The sequence below is a fragment of the Pseudoalteromonas sp. S1609 genome (assembly GCF_005887255.1).
GTDB lineage: Bacteria > Pseudomonadota > Gammaproteobacteria > Enterobacterales > Alteromonadaceae > Pseudoalteromonas.
Genome location: NZ_PNDJ01000077.1, coordinates 1 through 10,407 on the forward strand (window position 1 = coordinate 1; position 10,407 = coordinate 10,407).

A 10,407-nucleotide genomic window follows, 5' to 3' on the forward strand; every position below is an offset into this window, starting at 1 on the left:
TCCTCCTGCGCCCACCACTTTCATACATAAGCCGACATTGAGTCGGTTTTTTTGTGCCTGAAATTTGAGAAAGTCTTCAAGATATCAGTTAAACCAAATTATACACGCCGCTAAATTTTGCATTCAGCCACTTCTCTAAAAGCGCAGCGCCTCTTAACCTCTTTGTGAATAACGCCCTTAAAAACTTAAATATACAAAGAACTTGCTTATATTAGCAGCGCAGCGTCTCATTGCTAAAACCTAAGCTGCTCTTTAAACTCGGCTGTGTTATTTTGAACGTCTTGTTTAAAAGGATCTTGCTGTATGTTTAAAACCGTATTTTTTATATTCTTATTTATTTTAAGCGCACTTTTTACTGTTACCGCACACGTAAATGAGGCTAAACATACAATCGCCGTAGGTGCAGAACAGTTTGCTTTGTACTTACCGCAATTAAAAAATAAACGTGTAGGGCTGGTGGTCAATCAAACTTCTGTCGTGGGGCAAACGCATTTAGTTGATAGCTTGCTGGCTAAAAACATCAATATTACTAAAATTTTTGCACCTGAGCATGGCTTTCGAGGCGATCATGACGCGGGAGCGCATGTTAAAAACGCCGTTGATAGCAAAACTGGTATTCCACTGATTTCTATTTATGGCAAAAACAAAAAACCAAGTATCGAAGCTCTTAGCAATGTAGATGTTATTATTTTTGATATTCAAGATGTAGGCGTGCGCTTTTATACCTACATAAGCTCTATGCATTACATGATGGAAGCCGCAGCCGAGCAAGGTATTGAGTTTATTGTGCTTGATAGGCCAAATCCTAATATTAGCCACATTGATGGGCCAATTTTAGAACCGCAGTTTAAATCGTTTGTGGGTATGCACCCAATCCCTGTATTACACGGTATGACGGTAGGCGAGCTGGCTAAAATGATCAAAGGCGAGGGCTGGATCAATCAAGCGGCTAATTTACAACTGAGCGTGATCAGTGTTGCTCATTACACCCGCACCAGTCGTTATAGCTTGCCGGTAAAACCAAGCCCTAATTTACCCAACGATCAATCAATAGCGCTGTATCCGTCGTTGTGCTTTTTTGAAGCAACCCCTGTTAGCATAGGTAGAGGAACTGATTTTGCCTTTCAGGTCATAGGTTATTCGCCAGTGGCGCTTGGAGAATTTAGTTTTACCCCGCGTTCAATAAAAGGCGCAGCGCTTAATCCAAAGTTTAAAAACCAGATGGTGAAAGGGATTGATTTACGCCATAGTGATACCACTGGCTTAAACTTAAATTATTTAATTAATGCTTACCAGCAACTGACTCAGGCTAAACAGCCGTTTTTTGAACGTGCCGACTTTATGGATAAACTCGCAGGAACTGATCAGCTCAGGCTTGCCATAGAAGCGGGGCGAACAGCTGAGGAAATTAAGCAAAGTTGGCAAGCGGGGCTTGAGCAATTTAAACAGCAAAGAGCGCCTTATTTGCTCTACCAATAAAGGAATGGGTGTGTATTTAAATTTTTCCGTGTTAGCAAAGCGTACTTTTTTTAACGCGCTGACAATTGCGCTTTGCTTTATTATTACCGGTTGCAGTGGCGCAAGCAGTGCAATTAAATCTCAGCGCCCGTTTATTCCTAATCAAATACAAAGCCTCGCTCATGCTCAGGTGATTGCCACCTTTCCTGAGTCCAACCCCAGCAGCAGAGAATATGTAAATAATCGTGGCACCTTTAAAGCGTATAAAGGGCGCGGAAAATTATTACTACAAAATGAAAGTGCCTTAAGTGCCGATATTTATATTAATAATAAAAAGTTAGCGCTTGATACCCTGCAAAAAAATACTGAGTATGACTTTAATTTAGGGCAGTACACTCACAACGGAGTTAACACTTTTAAGGTTGATAACATTCAACCTGCTGACGGCAGTTTAACTCTGCGATTTGCCTTTGCTACTCTAAATAGCTCAGCGGCTAAAACTATTGATTTTAGTGCGGTAGATAAGCTAATAGAAAAAGATGTAAGTGCGGGCTTTCCTGGTGCGGTACTAGCGATTGTTAAAGCGGGTAAGATATTAAAATTAACCGCTTATGGTGATGCCAAGCAATATCAGCAAAATGACTTAATGTTGTTACGCCCAGAGCCCATGCAAACAAATACACTCTTTGATTTAGCCTCAAACACAAAAATATTTGCTACTAACTTTGCGTTAATGAAACTAGTAAGCGAAGGGCGATTAAACATAAATAACAGAGTGAGTGATTACCTAACAGAATACCAAGGCGATGGACGAGAGCTGCGCCAAGTTAAAGACTTACTCACTCATAAAGCCGGTTACCCGCCAGTGTTTGATTTTCATCGAAAAGACACCCGCTATGGCGAAGCGTTTTTTTCACAAGCCAGCGACACCACTAAACAATTACTGCTTACCAGCGTACCACTCGCCAGTGAGCCAAGCGCCCAGCATGTTTACTCTGATATTGATTACATGATTTTAGGGGTTTTAATTGAGCGTATTAGCGGCCAACCACTCGACGAATACCTAGAGCAGCATATTTACGCGCCTTTAAAGCTTAACAACACTTTATTTAACCCGCTTAAAAAAGGCTTTAATCGTCAGCAGTTTGCCGCCACGGAGCTAAGTGGAAATACCCGCGATGGCCGTATTCATTTTGATAATATTCGCACCAATGTATTGCAAGGGCAGGTACATGATGAGCGTGCTTTTTATTCACTTGATGGTGTAGCAGGCCATGCAGGACTATTTAGTAATGCCCCCGATTTGGCCGTTTTATGCCAAGTGTTACTCAACAAGGGCGGTTACGGCGATAAGCAAATTTTTAATGCCAGTAGTTTGGCGCAGTTTTTAACCCCACAAAGTACCGATGAAACCTACGGCTTAGGTTTTCGTCTTGCAGGAAATAATCAAGCGCGGCGCTGGCACTTTGGCCCGTATGCCAGCCCACAAGCTTATGGACACACAGGTTGGACTGGCACAGTAACAGTGATTGATCCCGCTTACGATTTAGCTATTGTTTTACTTACCAATGCACGCCATTCACCAATTAAAGGTAGTGAAAAACGTTATCAGTTTGTAGGTAAAAACTTTGAAACAGCTCAATATGGTTCTATTGTTTCATTAATATATGAGGCGCTGTTAAATCAGTAAACTCAGTGAGTGACTTAATGGTGTAAATCTATTAAGTTAACTGCTTACTATTAACTAACCAAGGCTGTTAAAGCCGCGTTTATTATAAAAATTAAAAAGGTTTGTTTATGCATTGGTATTCTATTTTGCCACCGCTGATTGCCATTATTATTGTGTTTTGGCGCAAAGAAGTCATTATGGCACTGCTTGTTGCGGTAATTTCATCGGAATTTTTACTTGCCCTACAAGGTGAAGGAAATAGCGTATTTACTACGTTTTTAAATAGCATTGAGCGCATAGTTGCTGTGGCCAGTTCCCCCGGTAATACCCGTATTCTCATCTTTAGTATTTTAATAGGTGCCTTACTTGCCTATATTCGCGAGTCTGGCGGTGTTGCTGCTACCGTTAATTTACTAATGAACAAAGGCGTTGCTAAAAGTAAGCGCCAAGTGGGCTTTTTAACTATGTTTACCGGCGTTGCGGTATTTATAGAGTCAAACTTAAGTGTGCTTACCTCGGGTATTTTATCTCGCGGCCTGTTCGACAAATTTAAAATGAGCCGCGCGCGTTTAGCTTACATAATCGATAGCACCAGCGCCCCTGTGTGTATTTTAATTTTATTAAATGGCTGGGGTGCATTTGTACTGGGCTTGTTAGGTAATTACGAATTAGGCGAGTCGGCGGTATCGGTATTGTGGGGCAGCGTAGGCTATAACTTTTACGCCATAATCACCTTGGTTATTGTTTTTTATACCATTGCCTTTGATAAAGTTCATGGCCCAATGAAAGTAGCCGAGCAAAAACTAGAGCTACAAACAACCGAGCTAAAAGAAGAAGTAAAAGGCTCTAAAGCACGCTTTATGTTGGTGCCATTACTTACGCTGATTGTGAGCATGGTCGGTTTTATGTTTTATACCGGTAACGGCGTACTTGCCGAGGGCAGCGGTTCAAAATCAGTATTGTACGCCACCGTTTTAGCTATTGTTGTAGCCTATTGTTTAATGATTGGATCGCGCCAGTTTACCCACCACCAATTAGTCGATACCGGCTTTAAAGGCATGGGCGAATTACTCCCACTGGTAAGTATTGTATTGCTCTCGCTGACCTTGGGCGCAAGCTTAAAAGAGCTAGGTACAGGCGTGTTTGTCGCATCTTTGGTTGGCGATTACTTACCAATATATTTAATAGTGCCAGTGCTGTTTTTAACCGGTGCGGTTATGTCGTTTACTACAGGTACATCGTGGGGCACATTTGCCATACTTATCCCCATTGGCGTACCGCTTATTCAAGCGCTTGGTTTGCCGCCATCGCTGGTGGTAGGCGCTATTTTAGGCGGAGGAATATTTGGCGATCATTGTTCCCCTATATCCGACACCAGCGCAGTATCGGCCATCGCCTCAGGTTGTGATTTACTCACCCACGTTAAAACCCAATTACCTTATGCGTTAGTAGGCGGCGGCCTAACGTTTATGGCGTACCTAGTAACGAGCTTAATTGTTTTGTAGGTTGGCTAGAGCGTAGCGAAACCCAAAAAGTGAGTGAGTTTAAAGCCTGTAAATCTGCAGGCTTTTTTATAGGTTTACTCTTGAACTTTGAGTTGTTTATTTCCTTCAATATACAGGGTATCTCCATCCCAGCCTTGGTAAGTTCTAGGGTTCATATAATCTATAATGGCATTATCTTTTGGAAAGATACTCATTTTTCCTTTGTACGCTATATCTCCGGATACAAAATATATTTCACCTAGATATTCATTTGCTTCTAAATTTTTATTCTTTTCTATTAAGACAAATACACCGCCGTCTAAACCACCGACCCAAAAAGCTTTATCTGGTACTCCACTGGGCTTATTCGGTATCTCAGGCTCGCTTTGTTGAAAATCGCAGGCAGATACAAATATTAAGGTTAATAATAGGAATAGTATTTTTTTCATTTAAACTCTCTCAAGCCTTCAATCTTCAATGTTTTACTTTTGTATTTAACGAATTAAAAGTTATTTGAATTTCGCAGCTTTATTAGGTTTTTTGTTAACTCCTCGAATTGAGACCATATTTGAGGGTTGTTCTTTTGAATACGTCTATGAAATATATATCCTTCGTATCGATGAAAGCTACTTGTTATCTCATGGCCAGATAATAAGTTTAAAGCTTTTATTTCATATGCCTTTAAGTCAATTCCTATAGCTAACTGCTCATATTTATTAAGAATGTTATGAAGTGTATTTTTTGTATCAGGTAGGTTATCCATTTCCCTGATTTCTTTGGCATGGAGCTTACCTGAATACTGTGTATTAAAGGCAGTAATGAATGGGATAATTTCTTGATAAAACTTTTCCCAATATTCTAGAGTTGATTTTACTCTTTCTTTTTTTGAGTTAATCATATAAATATAAATGCCAAAAAGAAATGAGAATCCAGTAAACAGTACCGCAACTATTTTGCTTATTTCTATGATGTAATTTAATTCCATTTCTTTAGTTCCATTTAAGTATTTAGATTTGAGTTAAGTTTCAGGTTAAGTTAATTAAAAATTAAGCCCTACACTGCTTCGCTCCAACCCCTGCATGTTTAAGCCCTATAATCTGCCCTTTGCCGTTATGTGCCATAGCGAGTATGTCACCCGTATTTATATTACTTTCAACTGCATGTTTTCCTTTTAAATCACTGAGCAGTGACTGCTTAATTTGTACGAGTACCTCGTCATTGCAGCTGGCTATGTACCAGTCGTTGTCGACCTTTACGAGCGTGCCGTATTCTATATGGTGTTGTTGATGGCGGCGTAAGTCGTTTGCTAATTGGGTGTCGAGCGCGCGTTTTTGTTGCGTTATGGTGCTTGCGTAGCTACCTGTTTGATCTATTTCATGCGTTGTTATAAACGAGTAGTCGTGTATGTCTATGGTGTTTAATACGGTTTTAGGGGCAGTATTTATCACGTTGTTACTGTCGAGCACTATGAAAGCCAGTAAGCCCAATGCGCAGGTAAGGCTTGTGAGTTGTAGGGCAAAGCCAAGCTTTTTAGGTTGTTTTTGGATTACGCTATGTTTTAACGCCTGTTGCTGAGCGTGCGAAAGTCTGGTGCGTGCTTTACGCTCGTTATAATGTTGTGTGAGCTTTTCATCAAACTGCTCATCAGGCTTGTTCATTATAATCTCCTAATAATTGTTTTAGGTTTTGTTTGGCGTAGCGTAGCCTTGTTTTTATGGTTTGGGCGTTGCTTTGCGTTATAAGTTCTATATCGGCAAGGCTAAAGCCTTCTTGTTGTAAGGTGATGGCTTCGCGCTGCACAAAGCTAAGTTGCTTGAGCGCAGCATTAAACGCTTCATAACTTATGTGTGTGTCGCCTATGTGTGAGTCACTATTTGTTAATCCATTTTGATTGTTATTTTGCGCTGGTAGTTGGCTGTTTTCGTCAAGCTCGACAAAGTGTTGCTGTTTACGGTATTCGTCTATCAGAGTGTTACGTGCGAGTTTAAATAACCAGGCTTTAGGCGTGGTTTGTGCTTGGTAAAGGTGGCGCTTTTCAATAACCTTTAGCCATGTTTGTTGGCTTACGTCGTATGCTAAATGTGTATTAGACTGGGTAACTAGGTAGTGATATAAATCGTTACTGTATAAGGCAATAAGCTGCTCTAAGTGGCGATTGTCGCCACTTTTTGCATACCGCGCCATGCAGTCTTTGCTTGGCGCTTCAAATAACCATGACTTAATACTCAATAGCATAGGCGCTTATTCCTTTACTGCGAACTGTCTAATTTAAAATCAAGCTGTACGGTTTGACCTGTTTGCAATTGTGCCACACCTTCAATTACTTTTGGACGATATTTCCAGCGTTTAATTGCGCGAAGTGCTTCGCGATCAAATATGCGTTTTGGTGCGGCATTTACTACTGTGGCATCAATCACTTCACCAGTGGGTGAAATATTAAAGCTAAGTTGCACCCAGCCTTCTATACCATCACGTGCTGCGCTAGTTGGGTACTTTGGATTTATGCGCACAATGGGTGAAGCATCTCCCGTAGGGCGGGTCAGTGTTTGCTTCATATCGTTACCAAATCCGTCAATTACTATGGGTGGTGCTGTGCTTATTGCTGTTATTGGCTCATTGCTAGGTGTTACACGTGGTGGTGCTTTAGGCGGCACTTTAGGTGTGGGTGGTGGCGGTATTCTTTTAATATGCGTGGTTTGTTTATCTTCTGGTGCTTGAAAAATCTCAACAGTAATATCATCACCCAATTTTATAGGTGCTCTTTGTTCGCCACTAATTAAGTATTGCATAAAGGCGAATGCAATAAAGGTCATCACAGCACCGCCAAGAACAGCTGTTGATGTTTTGAACATGGGGTTTTTAGGAAATTCAAGTGTGTGCATAAGCCGCTCCAAATTAACTTATTATGTTGTTTCAGAGCTATAACGGCTGGCAAATAGAAAAGGGGTGAAATCGTTTTAAAATTTTATTAAAAATACAGGGGTAGTATTTTACCTATATAAAAGGTCTCTTGATTTTTTTATTTTGGGTTGGCTAAAAAGAATGTAGTTATTTTAAGTTTTGCCTGTTATTTTCTATTTTCTATTTTCTATTTTCTATTTTCTATTTTATTTACTCTAGGTAGATGAAATTTAGAGCTTTAAGTTGCTTCCCTGCTGTTGTTAGATTTTGCTTCTCAGTAGTGGCGGTGGCAACATTCAGGCATGCTCATTAAAAAGGATTTTATAAATGAAAAAAGCAATATTCGTTTTTTTATTATTTGTTAGTGCGTGTTCATATTTCGAAAGTGAAACAGAGCAAGCTAATCGTTTATCCAAAACACACCAAGTAGACATTCAAGCTGGTGAACCCCGTTTATTTTTCCCTGAACAATTTGCAGTTAGTGATGGAGAGCCTCCAATTCTTGAAATGGAAATGACTACGCTTGCAGATGCTTCTGAGTCACTCGATGGTATTGAGGCCGCATTAACGACCTATCCTCCAGGGTTTGTTGCTGAAGCAATTGACGCTATTTACCTTTCTGGACCTATGCTTATAGAGGGGGCTGCTGCTGGAGGAACCTATTCAAGTAATTCCATAATTCTAGTTAATCTCTCAGGATGGAATGGCACGAATTTTAATTTCGAAAATTCGTTGAAAGGGGTTCATCATGAATTAAGCTCGTTAGTTTATATACGTTCACCTTTCGTTATATTTGCATGGCAAGCTTTGCTGCCAAAAGACTGGAAACCCGCAGCATCTAATTTTGACGCGCTTACAAAGTATAAATCTGCACCCGATTATAACGCAGGCTTTTTGTCTGATTATGGTAAAACCTCTGTCGGAAACGACTTTAATATTTATGCTGAATTTGCCTTTGCTGAACCTGAAAAACTGCGGGAACTTGCCGCTACCTATCCAATAATAGCTAAAAAGTTGAGTTTGTTTATTACCGCGTATACGCAGTTTTCGGCTAAATATCAGCAAGACTTTGAAGATTATTTTGCGAGAACAGGTTTGAGTGATGTTGCTGTACAGCCTGATAATTTTGAAATGACTATCCATTTAGATTTAAGCGATATTAAGCCACAGATAAGCCAGTAATGTATTAAGTAGTAAAAATAACAAAAAAGAGGGGAGGCTCCCCTTTTTTGTTATGCATTATTAATGCTTTGAATGGAAACTTAATTTTTCACGTCATCTTCGTGAAGATCTTTAAACAGCTCCCCTTGGGGATGCACAAAAAATTCATCATCATCTTCATCTACTACCAACATTTGATCTTGCGCGGTAGTTTCTTCAATGCGCGGATCCATCGTAGCTGCAAGTGGCGAGTTGGTAACATCGGATGTACCGACCACATAATCACTGGGTTCTGGCTGTTCAACTTTTTGTTTAGAGTTAATAAAGGTTAGTAGTAAGTACATAGCCACGGTTAATAGCGAAATTGACGCATACAATGCTTGGTGACCAAAGTAGGTCATCAGCTGTGCGTTAACTGTTGAGCCTATTGCTGCACCGGCGCCAAAAGCGACTAATAATGCAGATGATACGCCTACGCGCTCTTCGTCCTCAACCCGCGAATTAGCTAGCGCAGAACAAAGCGGATATAAAGTAAACGCAAATAAACCAAAGATAAAAGTGAGTATGTAAGCTGTTAGTTGTGAAGTAGGCAATAAAAACAATGCCAAACTTACAACACCGATAGCTGCTGCATTAGTTCGAATTAATACGCTACGACGAACGCGATCAGAGAGCATCCCCATTGGCCACTGGGCTAGCAAACCAGCAAAAATAGTCACCGACATAAAAATAGCAATTTCTGCGGCACCAAAGCCAGATAGCTTAGCAAATATAGGCGCTAGGCCATAAAAACTACCATTGATAATGCCTGCAAAGTGCACCGCAGTAAGCGACTGTGGCACTTTTTTAGCGTAATCAAACAGGCTCATTTTTATCGGCTTTAAGGGTTTGGGGTGAATTCTGCGAGTGATAGAAATTGGAATAATGCCAATAGCCAATGCCATGCACACTAAAAATAGCGGTGCATACCCTAGCTCAGGAAATTGTGCGAGCGCTAGTTGGCCTAAAATCATCCCTAAGTAAGAGGTGATCATATAAAAAGAGAAGACTCGCCCGCGAGACTCAGGCGCTGATTGTTCGTTTAGCCAGCTTTCTAGCACCATGTAATTACACATCATCCCTAAGCCAACAAAAAGCCTAAGGCCTAACCATATATATAGATTGTCGCTTACTCCGTGTGCGGCCACACAGGCAGTAACCGCCGCAGTACTTGCTGCAAAGGTTCTGATGTGACCCACCGATTTAATTAAATGATAGCCAAGTTTTGAACCCAGTAATAAGCCAAGATAATAACACGAGGTCATTAGGCCTATCCAAAACGTAGACGTGCCTTGTTTACCTAAATACAGGGCTAAATAGGTTGTAAGTAAGCCGGTACCAATAATTAAAAATAAATTGGCAAAATACAGTGATGGAAATGATTTCATTTAAATGCAAATTATGAGCTAAGACAATTAGATACTAGAGCAAGCATGAAGGTTTTCCAAGCTGTAAAAAATGTGTTCTGTAATAATGAACACTTAGTATAAGAATATAGAGCGGCCGATAAATTCTTTATTAATAAAAATAGCTTTGGATAAAATAGCGACCGATAAAAAATCGGACGGTTAAATGCGATGCTAGAATAGCGAGTGTATTGCGGGTATTATGCATAAAGATAATTTTCAGCATTGCTTACTCTTTAGAGAGGAAGTTAGGGTCTGTTGACCTTTTAAGGTTAAATTTGCAGCAGTC

10 protein-coding genes are annotated in these 10,407 nt (G+C 40.3%); 4 read left to right on the plus strand and 6 right to left on the minus strand.

Features of this window, described 5'->3' with window-relative positions; all coding sequences use genetic code 11:
- The first annotated feature begins 303 nt into the window (after positions 1-303).
- The 3 genes from CWB76_RS17110 to CWB76_RS17120 all read left to right on the plus strand — a co-directional run bounded on the left by CWB76_RS17110 (position 304) and on the right by CWB76_RS17120 (position 4,632).
- Complete coding sequence (locus tag CWB76_RS17110; protein ID WP_138609209.1) at positions 304-1,479, plus strand: exo-beta-N-acetylmuramidase NamZ family protein; 1,176 nt, start codon at positions 304-306, stop codon at positions 1,477-1,479.
- Positions 1,480-1,483: 4 nt separating this feature from the next.
- A complete protein-coding gene (gene pbp4b / locus CWB76_RS17115; RefSeq protein ID WP_502704768.1) occupies positions 1,484-3,148 on the plus strand; it encodes a penicillin binding protein PBP4B in 1,665 nt (554 codons plus the stop codon).
- A gap of 107 nt (positions 3,149-3,255) precedes the next feature.
- Positions 3,256-4,632: a Na+/H+ antiporter NhaC family protein gene (locus tag CWB76_RS17120; RefSeq protein ID WP_138609213.1), complete on the plus strand. Its 1,377-nt coding sequence runs from the start codon at positions 3,256-3,258 to the stop codon at positions 4,630-4,632.
- A 74-nt stretch (positions 4,633-4,706) separates the two neighbouring features.
- Here the strand turns inward: CWB76_RS17120 and CWB76_RS17125 are convergent, their stop codons facing one another.
- The 5 genes from CWB76_RS17125 to CWB76_RS17145 form a co-directional block, all read right to left on the minus strand.
- Positions 4,707-5,060, minus strand: a complete 354-nt coding sequence (locus CWB76_RS17125) for a hypothetical protein (protein ID WP_138609215.1) — start codon at positions 5,058-5,060, stop codon at positions 4,707-4,709.
- A 53-nt stretch (positions 5,061-5,113) separates the two neighbouring features.
- Complete coding sequence (locus CWB76_RS17130) at positions 5,114-5,596, minus strand: DUF4760 domain-containing protein (protein WP_138609217.1); 483 nt, start codon at positions 5,594-5,596, stop codon at positions 5,114-5,116.
- A gap of 61 nt (positions 5,597-5,657) precedes the next feature.
- Complete coding sequence (locus CWB76_RS17135; protein ID WP_138609219.1) at positions 5,658-6,269, minus strand: hypothetical protein; 612 nt, start codon at positions 6,267-6,269, stop codon at positions 5,658-5,660.
- Positions 6,256-6,846 carry a sigma-70 family RNA polymerase sigma factor gene (locus CWB76_RS17140; protein WP_138609221.1) on the minus strand — a complete coding sequence of 197 codons (591 nt, stop codon included), beginning with the start codon at positions 6,844-6,846 and terminating at the stop codon, positions 6,256-6,258. Before CWB76_RS17140 ends, CWB76_RS17135 begins: the two co-directional genes overlap by 14 nt.
- A 14-nt stretch (positions 6,847-6,860) precedes the next feature.
- A complete protein-coding gene (locus tag CWB76_RS17145) occupies positions 6,861-7,493 on the minus strand; it encodes an energy transducer TonB (protein WP_138609223.1) in 633 nt (210 codons plus the stop codon).
- 346 nt (positions 7,494-7,839) lie between these two features.
- Here CWB76_RS17145 and CWB76_RS17150 point away from each other — a divergent pair, with 346 nt between their 5' ends.
- Complete coding sequence (locus CWB76_RS17150; RefSeq protein ID WP_138609225.1) at positions 7,840-8,694, plus strand: hypothetical protein; 855 nt, start codon at positions 7,840-7,842, stop codon at positions 8,692-8,694.
- An 80-nt stretch (positions 8,695-8,774) separates the two neighbouring features.
- On the opposite strand, the gene CWB76_RS17155 is transcribed toward CWB76_RS17150, so the two are convergent.
- Positions 8,775-10,100, minus strand: coding sequence for an MFS transporter (locus tag CWB76_RS17155; RefSeq protein ID WP_138609227.1), 1,326 nt, complete (start codon positions 10,098-10,100; stop codon positions 8,775-8,777).
- Positions 10,101-10,407: the final 307 nt, after the last annotated feature.

Excerpts from the sequence above, each read along its gene's own strand:
- CWB76_RS17145 (WP_138609223.1), bottom strand. The coding sequence starts at position 7,493 with ATGCACACACTTGAATTTCCTAAAAACCCCATGTTCAAAACATCAACA.
- CWB76_RS17125 (WP_138609215.1), bottom strand. The coding sequence starts at position 5,060 with ATGAAAAAAATACTATTCCTATTATTAACCTTAATATTTGTATCTGCC.
- pbp4b (WP_502704768.1), top strand. The coding sequence starts at position 1,484 with ATGGGTGTGTATTTAAATTTTTCCGTGTTAGCAAAGCGTACTTTTTTT.
- CWB76_RS17155 (WP_138609227.1), bottom strand. The coding sequence starts at position 10,100 with ATGAAATCATTTCCATCACTGTATTTTGCCAATTTATTTTTAATTATT.
- CWB76_RS17140 (WP_138609221.1), bottom strand. The coding sequence starts at position 6,846 with ATGCTATTGAGTATTAAGTCATGGTTATTTGAAGCGCCAAGCAAAGAC.
- CWB76_RS17110 (WP_138609209.1), top strand. The coding sequence starts at position 304 with ATGTTTAAAACCGTATTTTTTATATTCTTATTTATTTTAAGCGCACTT.
- CWB76_RS17120 (WP_138609213.1), top strand. The coding sequence starts at position 3,256 with ATGCATTGGTATTCTATTTTGCCACCGCTGATTGCCATTATTATTGTG.
- CWB76_RS17150 (WP_138609225.1), top strand. The coding sequence starts at position 7,840 with ATGAAAAAAGCAATATTCGTTTTTTTATTATTTGTTAGTGCGTGTTCA.
- CWB76_RS17135 (WP_138609219.1), bottom strand. The coding sequence starts at position 6,269 with ATGAACAAGCCTGATGAGCAGTTTGATGAAAAGCTCACACAACATTAT.
- CWB76_RS17130 (WP_138609217.1), bottom strand. The coding sequence starts at position 5,596 with ATGGAATTAAATTACATCATAGAAATAAGCAAAATAGTTGCGGTACTG.